18 protein-coding genes and 1 pseudogene are annotated in these 20,385 nt (G+C 59.2%); 17 read left to right on the forward strand and 2 right to left on the reverse strand.

The genetic code is table 11. The features are described from left to right. Window positions 1-837: 837 nt before the first annotated feature. Window positions 838-1,779 carry an agmatinase gene (gene speB, locus MP439_09965; GenBank protein ID MCI2976382.1) on the reverse strand — a complete coding sequence of 314 codons (942 nt, stop codon included), beginning with the start codon at window positions 1,777-1,779 and terminating at the stop codon, window positions 838-840. Window positions 1,780-1,831: 52 nt separating this feature from the next. Between speB and def the strand changes: the two genes are divergently transcribed. From def to MP439_10010, 9 genes are all read left to right on the forward strand, one after another. After that, window positions 1,832-2,323, forward strand: coding sequence for a peptide deformylase (gene def / locus MP439_09970; GenBank protein ID MCI2976383.1), 492 nt, complete (start codon window positions 1,832-1,834; stop codon window positions 2,321-2,323). A 2-nt stretch (window positions 2,324-2,325) separates the two neighbouring features. Then, window positions 2,326-3,219: a methionyl-tRNA formyltransferase gene (locus MP439_09975; protein MCI2976384.1), complete on the forward strand. Its 894-nt coding sequence runs from the start codon at window positions 2,326-2,328 to the stop codon at window positions 3,217-3,219. A gap of 790 nt (window positions 3,220-4,009) precedes the next feature. Continuing rightward, window positions 4,010-4,537, forward strand: coding sequence for a MogA/MoaB family molybdenum cofactor biosynthesis protein (locus MP439_09980; GenBank protein MCI2976385.1), 528 nt, complete (start codon window positions 4,010-4,012; stop codon window positions 4,535-4,537). Further along, on the forward strand, window positions 4,534-5,571 hold the full coding sequence (gene ribD, locus MP439_09985) for a bifunctional diaminohydroxyphosphoribosylaminopyrimidine deaminase/5-amino-6-(5-phosphoribosylamino)uracil reductase RibD (protein MCI2976386.1): 1,038 nt from the start codon (window positions 4,534-4,536) through the stop codon (window positions 5,569-5,571). Before MP439_09980 ends, ribD begins: the two co-directional genes overlap by 4 nt. A gap of 294 nt (window positions 5,572-5,865) precedes the next feature. Further along, a complete protein-coding gene (locus MP439_09990; protein ID MCI2976387.1) occupies window positions 5,866-6,450 on the forward strand; it encodes a riboflavin synthase in 585 nt (194 codons plus the stop codon). Continuing rightward, entirely contained in the window at window positions 6,450-7,664 is a 1,215-nt protein-coding gene (locus MP439_09995; GenBank protein ID MCI2976388.1) for a bifunctional 3,4-dihydroxy-2-butanone-4-phosphate synthase/GTP cyclohydrolase II, read from the forward strand. The genes MP439_09990 and MP439_09995 overlap by 1 nt, the downstream gene beginning before the upstream one ends. Before the next feature lie 368 nt (window positions 7,665-8,032). Next, the gene (gene ribH / locus MP439_10000; GenBank protein ID MCI2976389.1) at window positions 8,033-8,548 is read left to right on the forward strand and encodes a 6,7-dimethyl-8-ribityllumazine synthase; all 516 of its coding nucleotides are present in this window, start codon (window positions 8,033-8,035) and stop codon (window positions 8,546-8,548) included. Between the two features lie 4 nt (window positions 8,549-8,552). Beyond that, complete coding sequence (gene hisG, locus MP439_10005; protein MCI2976390.1) at window positions 8,553-9,428, forward strand: ATP phosphoribosyltransferase; 876 nt, start codon at window positions 8,553-8,555, stop codon at window positions 9,426-9,428. Window positions 9,429-9,430: 2 nt separating this feature from the next. Then, window positions 9,431-9,754, forward strand: coding sequence for a hypothetical protein (locus MP439_10010; protein MCI2976391.1), 324 nt, complete (start codon window positions 9,431-9,433; stop codon window positions 9,752-9,754). Between the two features lie 499 nt (window positions 9,755-10,253). Here the strand turns inward: MP439_10010 and MP439_10015 are convergent, their stop codons facing one another. After that, window positions 10,254-10,622 carry a hypothetical protein gene (locus MP439_10015; protein ID MCI2976392.1) on the reverse strand — a complete coding sequence of 123 codons (369 nt, stop codon included), beginning with the start codon at window positions 10,620-10,622 and terminating at the stop codon, window positions 10,254-10,256. 162 nt (window positions 10,623-10,784) lie between these two features. Between MP439_10015 and infC the strand changes: the two are divergent. The 8 genes and pseudogenes from infC to MP439_10055 all read left to right on the forward strand — a co-directional run bounded on the left by infC (window position 10,785) and on the right by MP439_10055 (window position 20,178). After that, window positions 10,785-11,273 (forward strand): annotated as a pseudogene (gene infC / locus MP439_10020) (translation initiation factor IF-3). A gap of 983 nt (window positions 11,274-12,256) precedes the next feature. Continuing rightward, entirely contained in the window at window positions 12,257-12,451 is a 195-nt protein-coding gene (rpmI, locus tag MP439_10025) for a 50S ribosomal protein L35 (protein MCI2976393.1), read from the forward strand. A gap of 461 nt (window positions 12,452-12,912) precedes the next feature. Continuing rightward, the gene (gene rplT / locus MP439_10030; GenBank protein ID MCI2976394.1) at window positions 12,913-13,263 is read left to right on the forward strand and encodes a 50S ribosomal protein L20; all 351 of its coding nucleotides are present in this window, start codon (window positions 12,913-12,915) and stop codon (window positions 13,261-13,263) included. 145 nt (window positions 13,264-13,408) lie between these two features. Further along, window positions 13,409-14,029: an RNA methyltransferase gene (locus MP439_10035; GenBank protein MCI2976395.1), complete on the forward strand. Its 621-nt coding sequence runs from the start codon at window positions 13,409-13,411 to the stop codon at window positions 14,027-14,029. Between the two features lie 173 nt (window positions 14,030-14,202). Then, entirely contained in the window at window positions 14,203-15,273 is a 1,071-nt protein-coding gene (gene pheS / locus MP439_10040; GenBank protein ID MCI2976396.1) for a phenylalanine--tRNA ligase subunit alpha, read from the forward strand. Next, window positions 15,270-17,768, forward strand: a complete 2,499-nt coding sequence (gene pheT / locus MP439_10045) for a phenylalanine--tRNA ligase subunit beta (GenBank protein MCI2976397.1) — start codon at window positions 15,270-15,272, stop codon at window positions 17,766-17,768. Before pheS ends, pheT begins: the two co-directional genes overlap by 4 nt. Window positions 17,769-18,900: 1,132 nt before the next feature. After that, the gene (locus MP439_10050; GenBank protein MCI2976398.1) at window positions 18,901-19,737 is read left to right on the forward strand and encodes a sulfite exporter TauE/SafE family protein; all 837 of its coding nucleotides are present in this window, start codon (window positions 18,901-18,903) and stop codon (window positions 19,735-19,737) included. Then, the gene (locus MP439_10055) at window positions 19,738-20,178 is read left to right on the forward strand and encodes a DUF1634 domain-containing protein (protein ID MCI2976399.1); all 441 of its coding nucleotides are present in this window, start codon (window positions 19,738-19,740) and stop codon (window positions 20,176-20,178) included. Window positions 20,179-20,385 lie beyond the last annotated feature (207 nt).

Below are 20,385 nucleotides of genomic sequence, written 5' to 3' on the forward strand. Positions count from 1 at the left end.
TGTGTTGCACTTGTCAATCCTTCGTGGGATTGCAACTGGCAAGGCGATGTGGATCACGTAGCCTCCATGACATCACATCAAGGACCAAAGATCGCCAGATCGACCGGTTCACTCCCGATACGCAAGTCAAGAAGATCCTTGACGAGAGGTTCTACGCCGAATGGAAAGCCGCAGTATCCAATTGGATGCTCAGGCTGCCGCTCACGGCAGGACTCCAGGCATACCACGACAACGAAAGTTGGACCTAGGAGGTGGTCAAGCATCGACTTGGGCTCGTTCTGTCCCTGTGGATAGGGCAGAACACTCACAGGCGGCTGGAGAGCGACAACACAAGAGGTGCAGGTAAATGTAGATGTCTTTTGGAGCGGCAGTCATCGGTGAGGCGTTCGCCGATCCACCTACCTGCTCGTCGATCTGTGTCGCATCCACTGTTGGTACGTTGTTGTCTGTGGTGAGCTTCTCAGGGGCGCCCTGTGTGGCTGACGTGTGGATATGCCGCTGCGCGCAAGGTTTGGTCAGCAGGGATTCATACGGGCCAATGGGGATTCATGAGAGAATGGTATCAGCATCAACGAGTCGTCTTAGGGCTTGCCACGACATCTGCGTTTTGAGGTTGCAAACCGAGTTTGCACATTGAGGTGGGACAAGATGCGTCCTGGCTATGGCTTATTATGACCAAGAAGGCCTGCCCTGAGACCGTGCTCGCGACTACCGCTGAGTGACACAATCCGAGTGAGTAACTCGCACACCTGGCCATGACGCCCACTCGTAGCGTGGCATCTACGGAAGGCGTGTTGGAGCAGTCGCGGGTCATCAGGCTCAATGGTGCAAGGTTGGTCACCCCATCGTGGTGGTCATGAGTCCGATCATGGTGTAGACGATGTGGCTGGCTGCGATCGCCGTGATTTCGGCGTGATCGTAGCTGGGTGAAACCTCGACCAGATCAGCTCCGACGAGGACAAGACCACGCAGGAGCCTGAGCAGCCGCAGAACCTCTCGTGAGCTTGGACCACCAGCCTCTGGTGTTCCGGTCCCCGGAGCGGCACCCGGATCGAGGACATCGATGTCGATGGAGAGGTAGACGGGGCTGTCGCCAATCCTGGCCCTGATCCGTTCGGCAATCGCCGGGATCTCGGCATCGACGAGTTCATCGGAGCTAATGATCTGAAATCCAAAGCCCTCGTCGTCGCTGAGGTCGCTATCTCCATACAGCGGACCCCGGGTTCCGATGTGAAAACTTCGGTCCTCAAGGAGCAAACCCTCCTCAAAGGCACGTCGAAACGGAGTCCCGTGGGTATAGGGCGCACCGAAATAGGTATTCCAGGTGTCGAGATGGGCATCGAAGTGGATCAACGCCACTGGGCCGTGTCGCTTGGTCACTGCACGAAGCAGTGGCAACGCAATAGTATGGTCGCCCCCGAGCGTGATCAGGCGCTCGGCTCGTGAGGCGAGCTCGTTGGCCCGAGCCTCGATGGTGGCGATCGCCTCCTCGATCGAGAATGGGTTGATACCCATGTCGCCAGCGTCGGCGACCTGTACGGTGCCGAATGGGTGTAGCTTCATGGCGGGGTCATACGGCCGAAGCAACTGCGAGCCGGTGCGGATGGCGAGCGGTCCAAATCGAGCGCCGGGTCGATAGGAGACGCCGGCGTCGAAGGGGGCACCGACGATGGCGATGCCGGCGTTGGTCACCTCGGCGAGGGTTGGGAGACGTGCAAAGGTCGTGGCGTTTGCAAATCGCGGCTCTGCGAGCGCGTTACGCGGTCCGATGGGTTCCATGGGTTACTCCTCCCGTTGGCGATCGACGTTCTCGGCTACTAGCCTAGAACCCGTGGCTATCCTCGCAATCAGAACCATCGGTGATCAGGTGCTTGCAAATCGAGCAACCGAGATCGATACCTTTGATGCAGCGCTTTCGCGGCTGATCGACGACATGTTCGAGACCATGTATGACGCACCGGGTGTCGGCTTGGCCGGCCCACAGGTTGGCATACCAAAGCGGGTCTTCGTCTACGACGCTGGTGACGGACCCGAGGTCTTTATCAACCCGGAGCTCGTCGTCGCCGACGGAGAGTGGGTCTATGAGGAGGGTTGCCTCTCGGTCCCAAGCTACTGGTGGGAGATTCATCGTCCTGGTCACGTGGTGATGCGGGGACTCGATCGCAACGGAAAGCCCCAGGAGGTTGAGGGAGAGGGGTTGCTCGGACGCGTCCTGCAACACGAGTACGACCACCTCAACGGCATGCTCTTGATCGAACGGCTCACCGATGAGGAGCGCAAGGCTTTTCTACGTGAGATGCGAGAGAAGCTGATCGACTCATAGGCGTGCGTATCGCGTTTTTCGGCACCGGTCAGGTCTCGGCTACCTATCTCGCGATGCTCGCGAGCACCGGATACCAGGTGGTTAACGTGGTGACCAAGCAACCCAAGCGTCGATCCCGCAACGGGGCTATCGAGGCCACCCCGGTGGCACGTCTGGCCGAGGAGCTCTCGATTCCAGCGATCACGACCCCCAAGGCGATCGATCCCGTGGCATTCGACGTCGGGGTCGTGGTCTCCTATGGTCGCCTGCTCAGCCCAGAGCTGGTGAGGGCGCGTCCACTGTTGAACGTTCACTACTCGCTCTTACCCGAGCTGCGTGGTGCAGCTCCAGTGGAGCGTTCGATACTCGCTGGTGGCCTGGCCGCTGGTGTGACCCTGATGCGCTTGGTCGAGGAGATGGACGCTGGCCCGATCTATGCGAGTCAGCCGGTGGCGATCGAGGAGCTTGGCATGAGCGAGGCCTACGAGCGGCTGACCACAGCGGGCGTTGGCCTCCTCGCCGATTGGCTCGGACGTGGTGACAACTGGATCGAAACCGAGGCCCATGCCCAGGTTGGACCCATCTCGTATGCCCCCAAGATCAGCGATGGTGATCTCGTGATCCGTTGCTACGAGTCCGCACTCATGGGTTACCGTCGCCATCTGCTCGAGCGGGCGTACCTATGGGTCCAAGGTAAGCGACTGCGAGTGCTGCGAGCCCATATCGAGGACGAAGCTGACGATCGGGTGATCGGCAGCATCGATGAGCGTGGAAGGATCCAGACGGCCAAGGGGATGCTCGTGCCCGAGTTGGTGCGCCCCGAGGGTCGAGCGACGATGTCCTTCCTCGATTTTCTTCGAGGCACTAGGGTCAAGGCCATCGATATGGGACCACCCCCCGTGGGCGAGACACGTTAGTGGACTCCAGCAATTGGGACCCATGGCGACGCGTGTGTTCGCACGGTGTGTTGATGTCCGCCCAAAGCGTTCAAGATGGGAGCCGTCACTCACGCCATGGTGGTGGCCAGATGGTGCTCGTCGCGCCGGGCCGATGGCGCTCGTGAAGGGGTAAGCCGTCACGGCGCAACAACAGACTACGACATCATGTGAGCGTCGAGGTTGCCATCGGTCATCATGCGTGAGTTCACGCCATCGCCTGAAGAGGGCCCCCAAAGGCCTCCGCCGGGCCAACTCAGTCCTTTGAGTCGCCTTCTGGGTCTAACGAACTAGTAATATAGAGCATTCATCTCATTCGGTCGCCTTCACGGTGCACGGTCGGAGAGGATTACCGTCCTTGATCCACGTTTGAGTGATCAGTGAGGCGAGGTTTTGATATCCTTGCGAGGCGACTGCGAGGGAGTTGGCGCCGCCTCAGGTGACGAGGTTGGCGGGGTGCCCTGGGCCCGGCCAACTGGCGTCATGACAGTGATGGCCGCGGCGGTGACTGGCTGGTGCGCGATCTGGGATGAAGGGCGGGGCAGGGCTACTGGACTCTAAGATGGCTGCTACGGGTTGTGATCGTTGAGCGCGCAGCTGGTGATGGGTGATTCGGACCTATAGGCAAGCGATGGCAGTTGTCCCAGCCTCAGAAGAACGCCGATTCGGTGAACTACGAGTTGCATAAGGTGACACTATGGGCCGTACGAACCAGGAACGAGCATTGGCCCCAACGTTGGATTGGTCGTGAGGAGTGCGAGGAGCATCTCGAATGCGAGAGATGGATGGGCTCGGTGAGAGCGAGGAAGGGTCTGCGATGGTAGCCGCCAAGGTGATCACGGTGTCCGATGGTGTGATGGCAGGGACTCGCGAGGATCGGTCAGGGGCGGCACTCGCCGATCGGCTCGGCGAACTCGGGTATCGCATCGAGGATCAATGGGCCATTCCCGATGGGATTCAAATCGTGACCGACGCGCTGAGGAGGGCGACGACGGGGTTCGCAGGTCTCGTGGTGACGACCGGGGGTACCGGCTTTGGCCCTCGCGATCTAACGCCTGAGGGCACGCTGGCCATTCTGGAGCGCCAAGCCCCTGGCTTGGCTGAGCAGATGCGCGCTGCGAGTCCGCTCGGGGGTCTGTCCCGTGGCGTCGCTGGCACCGTCGGTACTGCCTTGGTGGTGAATGTTCCCGGTTCACCTCGTGGTGCGGTTGAATCGATCGATGCGATTGCCCCTCTTTTGGGTCACGCGCTCCAATTGCTCGCAGGAGCCGATACCGAGCACCCGGCATCGAGTCGATGACCGACGATGCCTTGATGGAGCGTGCGGTGGCGCTCAGTCGACGAGCGCGCTTTAGCGCACCTCCGAACCCGTGGGTGGGTGCAGTGATCGTCGATGCCGGCGGCGTCGTTGGTCAGGGGTGGACCCAGCCGCTCGGTGGCCCGCATGCCGAGGTTGTGGCCCTGCGCGAGGCCGGAGAGCGTGCGCACGGAGCGACCATGTACGTCACCCTGGAGCCCTGCGCACACCATGGTCGAACCCCTCCCTGTGTCGAAGCGATTGAGGCAGCGGGGATCGGTCGGGTGGTTGTTGCCATCCAAGATCCGGACGAGCGGGTGGCTGGGCGAGGTTTTCTGGCCTTGCGACAGGCCGGGATCGCACTCGACGTCGGTATCGGTGCCGAGGCGGTCGTTGACGAGCTACTCCCATACCTATACCAGCGCAGAAGCCATCGGCCATGGGTGCTTGCCAAGGTTGCGATGACCCTCGACGCCAAGGTCGCTGATGGTCGCGGCGTCTCCCAGTGGATCACGTCGGCGCCGGCACGCGAGCGTGGTCACGAGTTGCGTGCCCGAGTTGGGGCGATCGCCGTCGGAGCCAACACGATGGAGGTCGATCACCCACAGCTGACCGCTCGGCCCAAGGACGTCGGTGCATCATTTCCCCAGCCCGAACGCTGGGTCTTTGCCCGACGCCCGTTAAGTTTTTGCACTCCTGGTGTCAAGATCACCAAGGAGACTCCCGAGGACTTTCTCGATCGTCTCGGCGCAGAGGGAGTACTCGAACTCTTGGTCGAGGGTGGGCCGACCCTGCTTGGCTCCTTTCTCGATCATGAGCTCGTCGATGAGCTTTTTGTCTACGTCGCACCCATCATCTTCGGTGATCAGCAAGCGAGCGACGCCTTTCGCCTGACGCCCCCGGCGCTGCTTGGGGATCCCGGGCGGTTTGTCCATAGGGGGGCTGAGAACATCGGTGACGATGTCGAGCTCCGATTACGTTCACGACGGGCCGAACAAAGCCGGGCTGACTTTGTGTCAGTGCACCTGGACAGCTAGCGTCTCGCAAACCGTGCTCGAAGGGATCGGTATGTGTTGTCATGGATCGCCCCAACGTCCTCTATCGCGGCGATGGAGGGGGTGATAGCGTCGACCCCGCTACTGGGCAATCGACCGACAGCTTTTGCTCACCTGATAGGCCAGAGGTTCCCTGGTTAAATCGGTAGTGATCGAACGGGCTTGTTGGCGGCCCCGTTGAGATGTTGATGGTGCGACCTGGGATCGGCCGAGGACAATAGGCGGTGCTTGCACAAACTAGGCTGAGTAGAGTAACGCATTGAAGGGATTGAGTCGATGTTTTCAGGGATTGTCGCCACGACTGTCCTTTATCGTGGCCAGAGCGTTGATGGTATCCATCGCTTCTCCCTTGGTCAGTGGCGCCCGGCCATCGAGCTGGGATCTTCCATCGCGTGCAACGGCGTCTGCTTGACCGTCGTTGAGGTCGACGATGAGTGCTTTGGGGTCGAGATCATCGAAGAGACGATGCATCGCAGCACGTTTTCGCGCTTGGCACCTGGTGCCCGAGTCAATGTCGAACAGAGCATCACCGCAAGCACCCTCCTCGATGGAGGGATCGTGCAAGGGCACGTTGACTGTGTCGGTCGCGTGACGCACGAAGGTCCCGATCTGAGCGTGAGCTTCGATCCACGCTTTGATGAGCTGGTTGTTGAGAAGGGTGGCATCGTCTTCAACGGTGTGAGTTTGACGGTGACCGCAGTTGGTACTGGGAGTGCCAGCGTCGCGCTAATCCCGGAGACCCTGCGCCGGACGAACCTCAGCGATCTTGTAGTTGGCTCACCGTTGAACATCGAGTTCGACATTATTGGAAAATATCTCGTGCGTCAACGTTCGCTCGAGCAGCGAGAGGCAGTCAACTAATGGGTTTTCATACCATCCAAGAGGCGATCGACGCGATCGCTCGGGGAGAGATCGTCCTCGTCGTCGATGACGAGAATCGGGAGAACGAGGGCGACCTCATCATGGGGGCCCAATTTGTCGATGCCGAGAAGATCTCGTTTTATCTCACGCATACCTCCGGCTTGATCTGCGTACCGCTGACTGGCGAACGGCTCGATGAACTCGATATCCCGCTTATGGTCGAGAACAACACCGAGTCGCATCTCACCGCGTTCACGGTTTCGGTCGATGCGAAGCGGACAGTGACGACGGGCATCTCGGCGGCCGACCGGGCGAGCACCATCCAGGCGCTGGTCGATCCCACCACCAAGCCCTCGGACCTAACCAGGCCCGGCCATGTCTTTCCGCTGCGGGCTCGAGATGGCGGGGTGTTGCGTCGCGGAGGTCACACCGAGGCGGCGGTCGATCTCGCGCGCCTCGCTGGTGTCGCACCGGCGGGGGTGATCTGTGAGGTGGTGACCGAGGATAAGCGGGGGATGGCCCGCCTGGACGAACTCACCGCGTTTGCCGAAAAGCACCACCTGGTGCTCATCTCGATCGCGGATCTCATCCGCTATCGAGCAGCGAACGACACGCTCGTGAAGCGGGTCGACGGTGCGACAGCGCGGATCCCTACCGATTACGGTGAGTTCACCGGTGTGGCCTATCAATCGATTCTTGATGGAGAACAACATGTCGCCCTCATCATGGGCGAGATTGCCGACGGGGAGCCGGTGTTGGTGCGGGTCCATTCTGAATGCCTGACCGGCGATGCCTTTGGTTCCAGGCGCTGTGATTGTGGCCCTCAGCTGCATCGATCGATGGAGATCATCGCACAAGAGGGACGAGGGGTTATCGTCTACCTTCGAGGGCATGAAGGACGCGGCATCGGGTTGGCGCACAAGCTGCGCGCCTACCAGCTCCAGGAGCAGGGTCTCGATACCGTCGAGGCCAATGAGGCCCTGGGATTGCCGGTTGATTCACGTGACTATGGCATCGGATCCCAGATCTTGGTCGACCTTGGCGTTAAGAAGATGCGGCTGTTGACGAATAATCCGACCAAGTACGGTGGACTTTCCGGCTTTGGACTCGAGATCGTTGAGCGGGTGCCATTGGTGATAGAACCACACGCGGATAACCTGCGATACCTACAGACGAAGGCCAACAAGATGGGTCATCTGCTCGACCTCGATTGAGTACCCAGGCTGTGTGCCCAGACCCTGTGATCAGACCCTGTGATCAGACTGGGTGCGCCCAGATGTCCGCCTCTGTTGATGCTTTGCGGTGATTGCGTGAGTCGGTGGCTGGTTACCAAGAACGGTGAACGTGTGGGCGATGGTGCGAGGAACACTGCTTGCAGGGTCACGCCGATGCGAGGTGTACTCGTTTGGAATGTCCCTAACGCCTGAGTATCGGCACCTAGGGTTGCTTAAGGACATCACCTTGTCGTAGTGACCAAGGAGGATGATAAGAACTTTGGATTATCGGTGGATCCGGGCTCAAGACGGGGGTGAGACTTGTTTGGCGCTTGTAGGTTGAAGACAGCGAAAGAGAGATGGCGAGCATGGGAGAGGTTGTGAAGAATCCAGGTGAGGATCGTCGAGGCCCAGAGGAGCTGATTGGCCAGCTGAGCGCAGGGCCCGGCGATCGTTTTGGCATCGTCGCTTCGGAGTTTAACCAGGTGATTGTCGACCCGTTGGTCGCCGGAGCCAGGGCCGGTTTTCACGCGGTTGGGGTCGAGGACGCCGCGCTCACCGTCGTGTGGGTTCCGGGTGCACTCGAAATCGCTGGAGCGGTGAGGCAATTGCGTGAGCATCGTTCACTCAATGGGATCGTCGCAGTGGGTGCGGTCGTCAGGGGTGAGACGAGTCACTATGACGTGGTCGTTGGGCAAAGTGCTAGCCAGCTCATGGAGTTGGCTGTCTCCTCGAACGTGCCGATCGTGAACGCGATCCTCACCGTTGAGACGATTGAGCAGGGATTGAATCGGGCCGGCGGCAAGGATGGCAACAAGGGCTTTGACGCCGCACTCGCTGTCGTGCGCCTCGCCTCGCTCTATCGCCAGTTGGCGAAGGGGTAGCGAGATGCTTCGCATCGTTGTTCCAAAGGGAAGTCTGGAGAAGGCTACCTTTACCCTGTTTCGCGAGGCTGATCTCGCGATCGAACGCTCCAGTGAGGTTGACTACCGTGCGATGATCGATGATCCACGCGTGCAAGAGGTTCGGGTCCTTCGGCCACAAGAGATCCCGACGTATGTCGCCGAGGGGCTATTTGACCTTGGTATCACCGGCCGTGATTGGATCGAGGAGACAGGTGCCGATGTCGTCTCACTGGGTGAGCTCCAGTACTCGAAGGCTACGGCCCGACCCATTCGTGTGGTTTTGGCCGTTGGTGAAGATAGCGATGTCCACTCCGTTGCCGATCTCAACGATCGGGTCAGGGTCGCTACCGAATATCCAGAGCTCGCTCGTCGCTTTCTCAAGTCCCATGGCATCGATCCAGTGATTCTTCTTTCCTATGGGGCCACCGAGGCGAAGATCCCCGAGATTGCCGACGCGGTGGTTGAGATCACCGAGACCGGCAGGGCGCTTCGTGCTGCTGGTTTGAGGATCATCGAGACAGTGCTCGTGTCCTACACTGAGCTGATCGCCAATCCTAAAAGTGCCGCTGACCCCGAGAAACGGCACGCGATGGAGCAGCTCAAGACGTTGCTCGTCGGTGCGTTGTCGGCGCGGGATCGCGTCTTGGTGAAACTCAATGTCGGTGCTGAGAACCTGAGTGCGATCATCGAGGCACTCCCGGCGATGAAGTCGCCCACCGTCTCGGCCCTGTATCAGGAGAGCGGCTTTGCGGTCGAGGCTGTCGTCCCCCGATCAGCGATCAATCTTCTGATTCCGTCGCTGAAAGATCGGGGTGCCACCGATATCCTTGAGCTTCCGCTGTCGAAGGTCGTTCCCTGACTATGGGGTGGCTCCGAGCTTGGTGGCAGCGGCTGGGTGAAGCGAATCAGCGGGTGGCTGGTGCCGACGGACGGGCGAGAGAGGTCATCCCGATGGCGCTCTATGATCAGACGCAGATGCTCGAAGGTCAGGTGACGAGCTTTGATCCACACGTTGGCCTTGGCACGGTACGCCTCAATGTAAAACCGCCACACGAGGTTCGCTTCCACTGCATTACCATCGACGATGGATCCAGAGCAATCGGCATCGGGGTTCGAGTCTCGGTTCGTCTCAAGGCTGGCTTTGGCGGGGAGCTCGAGGTTGCAACCCTGCACAAACTTTCCTAGCCCATTCACCGCCAGTCCAAACCTGTGCCAGTCCAAACCTGGCATGAGGGTGGTGGCATCTGTGTTGGTCTCAAACAGCGTCGATCTTGAGCTGCGCCGATCTCGATCGGGGGAGCAAGGCTGGTGCGATGATGCATCGGTCGCAAACACCAAATGAAATCTTCTTTGGCTTTGCTGAGCCCAACTTTGGCAGATCGACTGGGTGCCACAAGCTGGTGCCCGTGTTGGAGCCAGGAGTTTTGGTTGTAATTGGCGCGTCACAACGTGTTCTGCCACCAAAAATGTTCTGTCACCAAGTACCGTGAGGCCGCGTCAGAGTCTCGGAGTGGTGTCCGTGTCACGTGGGCCACAACTACGTAGCTGCCCCTGAACCGGTCGAGGAGAGTCCTACTTTGGATCGATCGATCGGGTGCTTTGGGATCGCACCGGCTGGTTGACCTGTGGCGGTGCGTTGAGGTCTGCTGGCGACGGGCCTGCCTGGGGGGGGTGGCTGGTGCTGCTACTCGGACGGGGTCGAGGAGGTCGGGTGATCGAGCTTGGCGACCTGGACGAAGGCAGCTTGGAGCTGTCGGAGCCCATCCTGTAGCGGTTGGCCGATTTCGCCAAGACGATCTTCGACGGCACTCAGTAGGCCGGCGAAGGCATCGATAGCGAGGCTGGCATCGGTAAGTCTGGGTGGGGTGGTGCCAAGGTAGAGCCCTGCGAGTTCGAAGAGGCCATAGGCATGGTTTGCGATGATGGCGCCAGGTTCAGCGTCGAGGAGTTCGCGCTGCAGCTTTAAGATTTGTTCTTCCTCTGCCGACATCGAGAGATGTACCGCCCTTTCGTCTTGGTTGAACAGGAGTTGGTTGGGTAGGGAAGCAGTCATCTGACTGCTAGAGTGATTCTAGAAGGCTAAGCGGAGTTCTGTCTCCCCCCTACTGGCTCGAGTCAGAGCAGCTGGGTTCAGGTGGAGCGACGTTGCCTCTCGTGAAGTTCACAGATTGGAAGGAGTAGCTCTATCGCCTCAACACCAGACCCCGATGCACGGATCAATGATCAAATCCGAGTCCGTGAGGTTCGCTTGGTTGGACCTGATGGGAACCAGCTAGGCATTAAGCCTATCCAGGAGGCACTCACCATGTCGCGAGCGCTTGATATGGACCTCGTGGAGGTCGCGCCGATGGCTCGGCCCCCGGTTGCCAAGATTATGGACTATGGCAAGTTCAAGTTCGATCAGGCACAGCGAACCAAGGAATCCAAGCGGAAGGCATCTGCCACACAGATCAAGGAGATGAAGTATCGTCCCAAGATCGGGGTTGGAGATTTTGATACCAAGACGCGCCAAGTCCACAAGTTCCTGGCAGAAGGTCATAAGGTCAAGGTGACCATTATGTTTCGCGGGCGAGAGATCTTCCACCCTGAGCTCGGTCAAGAGATTCTTGAGCGGGTCATCGAGGGAGTGAAGGAGGTCGGTCGCGTTGAGACCTTTCCCAAGCTTGATGGTCGTAACATGCTCATGGTGCTCGTGCCCGATAAGCGCCCGGTGACGAAGGCCCAGGGGTCAGCTCCTGGGGAATCGGTTGCACAGGGATCGGGCCGCCCCAGCTCTCGTGGAGGACCATCCTCAAATGGAGCCGCTCAACGTTCGGTCAACGGTTCTACCGCGAACAACGGTAGCGCCTCCAACGGGACTGCACCCGCTGAAGCAACAGAGCCCCCCCAGGCTGGATCCCCGGTCGAGGATGTCCCTTCGGCTTCAGTAGGCGAGGCGCCGGCTCCAGAAGGGGCCGCCAGGTAAGCAGAGGCAAACTGCTAAGTGGCTGAGCGGCGCTTTGTTGGTGGCTGTCGTGAGGGCAAGTTCCGCGCCGTTGCGGTACTCAGTCTTCGTAGCCGGTGAGCGGGGTAATCGACGGTGCTTGACGCGTTTGGTTGTCGACCGATTGCGAAGTTGATGGAAACAGGGTTCATGAGCCGAGGGTTCATGAGCACAGGGTCGATGAGTACGGTGCTCGTCAGGACAACACTGGTAAGCACGAGTAAATATCCAAGTTGCGTTGCAGTGCCTTCAAGAGGAAGGCTGGGTTGACGGGCGATCAGGATCGGGTCCGCTGGCGTGGAGTTCGCGGTTGTGGAGTTCGCGGTTGTGGGTTGTGTGGATACCGTCTCGATGCAGTCCCGTTTCGAGCGTGCTGATCCTGGTTAGAGCAGTTCGGTTGGATGAGTTCATTGGTTCAAGTCAGGTTGATACCGGGATGCCTTGATATGACGATCGGGGTTCTCGCGCCGCAGAGAAGATAGAAGTTCATTCAGAGTTGGAGCTACAGGGTCGTATTGGGGTTGAGGTTCGATGTGGTGGTGCGCAGAGGCATCGTGGATACAGGGATTCCCACTCGAGTTCGTCCTTGGGCATAGGAAGAGAGCACGTCCGCTCGTGTGAGCAAGCGCTACGTTGTTCGTCGTTGGTTGTTGTGCAGGGTCCAGAGTAGATGATGCTTTGGTAGGAAGAAAGGTAAATGAGAGATGCCGAAGATGAAGACCGACAAAGGAGCCAAGGCTCGATTCAAGGTCACCGGAACGGGTAAGTTACGCAGGCAGCATGCTTTCACCTCGCATTTGCTGGAGAAGAAGTCCTCGAAGCGGATGCGTCACCTCCATCAGGATGTTGAGGTTTCGAGTGGAGATGCACGTCGAGTGAGGAAGTTGCTAGGGCGCTAGTCCTTGTTGGTTGACTTCGTGGTGTCGTTGCGACGCATCGATTGGGAGGGGTCGGCAACCACCGGCTTGCTCGCGGTCGATGAGCGAAGTGGTGACTGGTCGTTCCAGGAGCGCGTGGAGACTCGATCCTTAACGAGCGAGGCCGGGTGACTCCTTCGAGTACCAGCTGCTCAACCTAGCGAGCATACGTAAGCGAGGTTGGGGCCGGTGGGTGATGGAGCTTAACGGAGGTGAGGCTCAAGTTAGTAAGAGCCCAACTGAGTTAGAGGTTAACTGAGTTAGAGCCCAACAGATACGGCTCCAGCGGTCGAGAACACCCCTGAATTTGGTTCAACCGGTCGATGGCCTCAGCTAAAGGAGCGTTAGCGGTCCGACAAGCAAGACGGTCCCGACAGGTACGGCGACCCGGGTAGTACAGAGTTGTAATAGGCATATGGTTCAAAGAGGAATAAGGAGAAGACATGGCACGAGTTAAACGGTCCATCAATTCAAAGAAGCATCGTCGTAAGATTCTTGAGCTCGCGAGCGGATACTACGGCAACAAGAGTCGCAGCTATCGGGCCGCTCATGAGCAGGTCATGCACTCGCTGCAGTATGCCTATCGTGATCGTAGGGCACGCAAGGGAGAGTTCCGACGCCTATGGATCCAGCGGATCAACGCTGCGGCACGCCTCAATGGCACCAGCTATTCGCGGCTGATGTTTCAGATGAAGGAGGCCGGCGTCGAGGTCGATCGCAAGATCCTGGCTGATCTGGCCGTGACCGATCCGGGTGCCTTCGCTCGACTGGTGAGTTCCGTTTCTGGTCGCTAGCGCCATCAGAGCGGCAACGCAGGCTGAGCTAGTTCAGCTTCGTGAGCTCACACGTTCGCGTTCTAAGCGCCGGGCCTGGGGTCTTTATGTCCTCGAGGGCCGGCGCTCTGTCGATCAGGCGCTAGCGCTTGGGGAAGAGCTCGCATTGGTATTCACCAGCCCCGACCAGGTCGACCGCTACCGGGCCGTGGGTGATCGGTTGCGGGTTGTTTCCCAACGGCGCCTTGAACAAATCTCTTCCCTCGACACCTCGGACGGTGTCATCGGCGTCAAGTCGATTGTGACCGATTCATTGGCGAGCGTCGCCGAGCGTGATTGTATCTTGGTGCCGATCGGTCTCCAGGATCCCGGCAACTTGGGAACCCTGCTACGCTCCGCGCTGGCCTTCTTCGAGCGGGTCGGTCTCGTGGTGGGACCAGACACGGTGGATCCGTTCTCACCTAAGGTTGTTCGTGCGACCACTGGCCTGCTAGGCCTGGTAGCCATCCATGAGACCGATGACTATGGTGCCTGTCTCGTCGAGTTGGGGGAGTGTGGCGTGACCGGTGTCGCACTCGTTCCCCACGCTGGCATGAGCCTGACTGAGGTTGCACCAGCGGCGCCGATTGCGTTGTTGATAGGTTCTGAGGCGCATGGAATCCCCGATGAACTGTGCTCACGTTGCGCTTGGAGTGTCTCAATTGCGCAGCGTTCGCAGGTAGAGTCGTTAAACGCCGGTGTCGCCGGCTCGATTGCACTCTTTCATCTCGCTGCTCTTGGTGAGTAATCGGCTGGCATGCCACAGGTAAGCCGCGGCACCAACGGGAGCCATGTAGTAGCACAACTGTGTGTTCGTGCTCCTGAGAGCTCGTCGTGTCTGCCTCGGACGAGCTCATCATCACGAGCCCAGGGATTCACCGTTTATCCTGATTACAGACGTCAAGGGATGAGAGGATCACAATGGCCGAGATCGATGCATTGCTCGAAGAGCTGGCAGAGTTTGTACAGCGGTTTGAGGCCACACTCGCGACGATCGAGACGACCAAGGACTTGTTGGAGGTCAAGGAGCAGGTTCATGCACCGACGGCACCGCTTGCGACGATCTCGAAGGCCATGCGACAGGTCGCTCCTGAGGACCGACCTCGCGTTGGTTCGCGGCTCCACGACGCGCGTGCCCGCCTCGATGCCGCGCTCGAGGATGCCGAGCAGCGGGTGGGCGAGCTCGAGCTCAGCGCTCGGCTCGCGGCAGAGCATGACGATATCGCCAACTACCTCTATCCAGGACGCCTTCACGGAACTGGTGCCCTGCACCTTATTACCCAGACCCGCATGATACTCGAGGACCTCTTCACGTCAATGGGGTTCATCGTCGCCGAGGGCCCCGAGGTCGAGACGGAGTTCCACAACTTCGAGGCGCTCAATATCCCTAAATTCCATCCAGCACGGGCGAATCAGGATAGCTTTTACCTCAACTACGGCGAGAGGGAGTCAACGTTGCTGCGGACCCACACCTCGCCGGTGCAGATCAGGCTGATGCAGTCAACCAAGCCGCCGATCTACGCCATCGTCCCTGGTCGTGTCTATCGTCGCGACACCCCCGATGCGCGCCACACCCCAGCGTTTCATCAGCTTGAGGCCCTCGTCGTCGATCGCGGTATCACGTTCGCTCACCTAAAGGCCACTATCGAGGCATTTACCTCGGCCTACTTCGGTCCAGGAATCCAGGCCCGCCTCCGTCCTGCCTATTTCCCGTTCACCGAGCCATCGGCGGAGTTCGAGATCACCTGCACGATCTGTCGCGGTCAGGGCTGTCGTACCTGCTCGGGGACTGGTTGGATTGAACTGGGCGGCTCAGGCATGGTTCATCCGAACGTCTTTGCCCATGTTGGCATCGATCCAGAGGTCTACAGCGGTTTTGCCTTTGGGTTCGGCATCGACCGACTGGCCCAGATGAAGGTGGCACTCAAAGATATGCGCGTCTTGCCCGAGAACGATCTACGAGTTTTGGCTCAGATGAGAGGAGTGTTGTGAAGATCACCCTGGCATGGCTGGCGGAGTTCCTCGACGTGAGCGAGCTGTTCGACCTCACTGACGCACTTCGGGTCGGCCCAGAGCATGGCGGTGTTCGCCAACTCGTGGACGCGATGAATGATCTCGGCATGGTGGTCGAGGGTGTGGAGCATGCCCCAGCCTCACTCGATGGCGTGGTTGTTGGCCAGGTCGTCTCGCTCGAGTCGATTGAGGGTGCCGATAAGATCCGCGCGACCCTTGTCGATGATGGCCACGGAGATCCAAAGTCAGTGGTCTGTGGCGCCTGGAATTTCCAGGTCGGCGACAAGGTACCCTGGGCTCGACCAGGGGTCACGCTCCCAACGGGCATGACACTAGGGGAGCGCAAGATGCGTGGCGTTGTCTCCCTTGGCATGCTCTGTTCCCCGGTTGAGGTGGGTGTCTCCACCGAGGCGGGTGGTCTTTTGATACTCGACCCATCAACTCCCGTGGGAGTCTCATTCAAAGAACATTTCCAACTCGGCGACGATGTGGTGTTCGACCTCGCCATCGAGGCCAATCGCCCGGATGCCAACTGCGTCATCGGTGTCGCCCGGGATCTCGCCGCCTGGCTCAACGTCAAGTTCGTCGCAGCTTCGCCTTTGAGGTTCCCACTCCGGGTGGAGCCTGACCCCGTCAATGATCTGGAGGCATGTGATCGGCTGGTGGTCGCCAAGCTTTCCGGTGTCCAGTCCGCCTCGTTCGATCTGTGGCGAAGCCGTCGACTGCGGCTTGCCGGCATGCGTTCGATCAGCCCGGTCGTCGATGCCAGCAACTACGTCATGCTTGAGCTCGGACAACCAACGCATCCCTATGATGTCACCCGTTTAGCAGGGGAGACCATCGCCGCACGCTTTGCACGGCCAGATGAAGCTGTTGTTACCCTCGATGGGTCGACTCGCACACTCGAGACGACCGATGTCGTGATCGTTGATGGTGATGACCGGGTCGCGGGGCTCGCCGGTGTCATGGGTGGTCTCGCAACCGAGGTGAGTGCCGAGACGGTGACGGTCCTTATCGAGGCTGCTCACTTCCCACCCAGCCGCATCGCGCGCACCGCCAAGCGCCTCAATGCTCGTAGCGAGGCCTCCGGCCGTTTCGAGCGTGGAACCGATCCAGAGATCTGTGCTGTGGCGATTGAGCGAATCGCTAGCTTGGCCAACCTTACGCTGGTCGGGTCGTTGTCGGAGCGGGTCAATGCTATTGCGTCACCGGTCCCGATCAAGGTCCGTGCTGCTCGGGTAGGTGCTATCCTCGGGCATGAGCCAGTGGCTGAGCCCCTCGCCGTGCTGGCCCCGGGTGGTCCGCTCGCGCGCATCGGCTTTGTGATTGAGCCAAGCGGGGAGGACTTCTTGGTGACGCCACCGAGTTTTCGGCCAGACGTCACCACTGAGATCGAGGTGATCGAAGAGGTCGCACGACATTTTGGTTATCAGCGCATCGCCTCGACCCCGTTGGTGGTTACGACCACCGGTGGTCTCACGGCGCGCCAACAACTCATTCGTCGGTTGAAGTCGATGCTGGCGGGCATGGGAATCTTTGAGGCGTGGTCCGTGACCATCGTCTCCCCTGAGGAGCACGAGGTCGCTGGTGGCGCGTTCGAACCGATCGCCCTCAGTGATCCGCTGGCGGCCAACGAGTCGGAGTTGCGCCAGAGCGTGCTCGCCGGTTTGTTGCGCTCGTTGCGGGTCAACCTCACTCGTCGGGCGACCCCGATCGCACTTTTTGAGCTCGGGCCGGTAATGCTGCGAACGTTAGACACATCAGCCTCGCTTCCTGATGAGCACCTCCGTCTGGGGGTCCTGATCGAGGGGGGCGAGAATGGTCTGATGGTGATCGCCCCGGTTGTCACGGCGCTTACTCGCCTGTTTGGACTCCAGGATCGGCTCGTGGCCGGTCCTCGCGATGCAACACCGAATAATGCAGTGCCTAATAATGCAGGGCCTAATAATGCAGGGCCTAATAATGCAGGGCTTAACGATACTCGGCGCACAGGATGGCCAGAGCTGCACCCAGGTCGGGTGGCGGATCTTTCCCTCGATGGGAGGGTGATCGGGGTGGTCGGTGAACTGCATCCTCGTCAGATCCCAGTTGAGCTTGCCCACCTGGTGGAGGGTCGTTTTGGATACCTCGAGGTCGACTTCGAGGTGCTGGTTGAGTCGATGCAGCCGCTGGAGGACCTCGTTGTCCCGTCGGTCTACACCGCGAGTACGCTCGATCTGTCCTTCTCGCTGGCCGGTCAGTCGCCGGTTGCACCGCTCGTTGACATGGTCGTCGCTACTGGTGGTGAGCTCGTGCGCGATGTGATGATCTTTGATCGGTTTGTGCGAAGCGATGCACCATCAATCAGCTATCTCGGTATTCGCCTACGGCTTGAATCCGATGCCGGGGTGATCGAGGAGGGGGTTATCCAGGAGCTGATCGAGCGAATCGATCAGCGGGCGAGCGCGGTTGGAGCCCATCTCAGACGAGGATAGGCGTCGACGATTCTCACACGATAGCTTGACTTTTGCGGAGATTGTCTTTGCAGGCCTCGTCATGGTCACGTTGGGATCGTTGCTTGAACGATGGTGACTGGTCGAGCGCTGCCCCACCCACTTGGAGTTGGTACAGCTCGTTCGTCCAATAGACGGGTATCGGTGCTGGGATCGAGCGTCGCGGGCTGCGGTGGTCGCCGGGTTCGAAGCGGCAATTGGTGGTCACATCGAAAACCTCTGTGAGTCTATCGCATGTTTTCTGACTCTATTGGTCAACTTTTACTGTATTCTCTCTTGTCTTGTCTCATGGTGGGTTGTGGCATGTCGGATGACTGGGTCGAAGCGTCGAGAGATGCGGTGATACTCACACGGGGTAGAGGTTGACACAAACCTGCCGTGTCGCTGGGCGTGATCTCGATGATGTCAACAGAGCGGGTGGGTTGCCCCAGTGATAGGCGTTACGATTACATCAGAGCACCGGGGGCTGCCCGCGACGGTGAGTAAGGGCGTTCATGGTGCGCGAGGCGTTGATCGATGGTTCTCGGTCGCGAGGAGGTTGACGCGCTCGGTCACCGTCTTCAATGGGGGGCAACAAACCCGGTGGTGTCGGAGCACCCATCATGGTCGTAGCTGATGCTAATGGTCTGGCGTCGCTCCTTGGTGGGCGATGGGCGATCGTGGATTATGCCTTCTTTGCAGCTGATCGGCGCGCTTGGATTCGGGCTGTGGCTGATGTGGTCGGGGTAGCCTTGCTTTGGAGGTAGTTCACCTTGGGGTCGTACGGCGCGCGGTTATCCAGTCGGCGCCTTGGGATTGGAGCTTTCTCGTCTCGGCCTTGATCTCCACAGATAGACCATGCAATCTGAGGGGTGTGCAGCGCAAAGGGCTCCCGACTGCCCCATGGTGTCCGTCCGTTGTCCTCGATAAACATTTGGTTTAAACCCAATTCGATAAGTAGACAAATATCGCAATCGTCGATTTGCTCCAAAACCAGATCGTCAACCTGTCCGGTCATTCGGACAAGTGGGCCCAGCGTATCGCTTCCAGCTGGGATAACAGGTCTCACGGGTCGATCGGTGGCACGTCTCCAGTCCGTTTCCGAACCGGCAGGCTTTCTGCTAGATTGGTTACCGTGTCTCCTATAGATTTCGTAGTCCTGTTGGCGTTGATCTCGATTTTGGCCGGGGTGCTCGGATCGTTGGTCGGTCTCGGTGGTGGAGTGATCGTCGTCCCGGTGTTGACGCTGCTCTTCCACGTTGACATTCGACTTGCGATTGGTGCCTCGATCATCTCGGTGATCGCGACCTCTTCAGGCGCAGCAGCAGCGTACGTGCGAGAACGCATGACCAACCTACGGGCTGGTATGTTCCTCGAGATAGCGACCACGACGGGAGCGGTGACGGGTGCCTACCTCACCACCGTCTTGCCGGCGAGATTCCTGTTCATCCTGTTCGGGGTGGTGCTCGGCTACTCAGCCATCGCCATGTTCCGCAAGCGCAAGGCGGTTGCGCTGCTGTCGGTCTCTCATGATCGGATCGCGAACTATTTCAAACTCCACGGTAGTTACTACGATGACGCTGAGAAGCAGGAGATCAGCTATAAGGTCGTTGGCACCAAGCCTGGGCTGGCGCTGATGTTCGTAGCTGGGATGGTTTCGGCCCTGCTCGGTATTGGGTCTGGAGCTTTGAAGGTCCCGGCGATGGATCTTGCCATGCACCTTCCGATGAAGGTGTCGACGGCGACCTCGAACTTCATGATCGGGGTGACGGCGGCGGCGAGTGCCGGGGTGTACTTCGCACGCGGTCAGATCGACCCGATCATCGCCGCACCGGTAGCGGCTGGAGTCCTGGGTGGTTCCATGATGGGAGCCAAGGTCCTTGGGCGAATTCACTCCAACAAGGTTCGAATCCTGTTTGTGGTCGTACTTGCGGTGATCGCGATTGAGATGTTCCAAAGGGGGTTGTTCTAAATGGCACAACGTGAAAAGACTCCAGAGGAGCTTGAGAGGCTCGAACAGAAGGTTCGCCAGACCGAGATCGCCATCAGCTGGGTGCTTCGTATTGGCGTAGTCCTCTCGGTTATCGTCGTGACGATCGGGTTAGTCATCATCTTCATCCACCACCCTGGTTATGCCAAGATTACCGGTGGCGTATCATATCACACCGTCGCTGGCAAGACCGCGCTCTTCCCTCACACCTTTGGCGGCATCATCAAGTATCTCAAAGCTGGCAAGAACGGCGAGGGCCGTGGGATCGTAGTCATGGGACTGATCGTTCTGCTGCTCACCCCGATTCTGCGGGTGGTCACCGGTGTGATCAGCTTCATTTATGAGGATGATCCGCCGATGGCCATCGTCACAGCGTTTGTGCTCTTTGTTCTGATCATGTCGTTTGTGCTTTCGGGGGCCTAAACGGAATCTGGCCATCGCTGGTATCGGACTCGGTGGTCTTGGCTATGTGGTCATCGAACGCAAGCGACACAACGGACACAACAATGAGGCTGCATAAGAGCTCACGCTCCAAGCACACAAGACAAAGGAACCCCAAGGGCGAGGAATGAAGCTCCTCGCCCTTGGGGCAACGTTAGCCATCATCACCGGAGGGGTCCTCACCTATGA

It is taken from the genome of Ferrimicrobium sp. (genome assembly GCA_022690815.1).
Lineage (GTDB): Bacteria > Actinomycetota > Acidimicrobiia > Acidimicrobiales > Acidimicrobiaceae > Ferrimicrobium.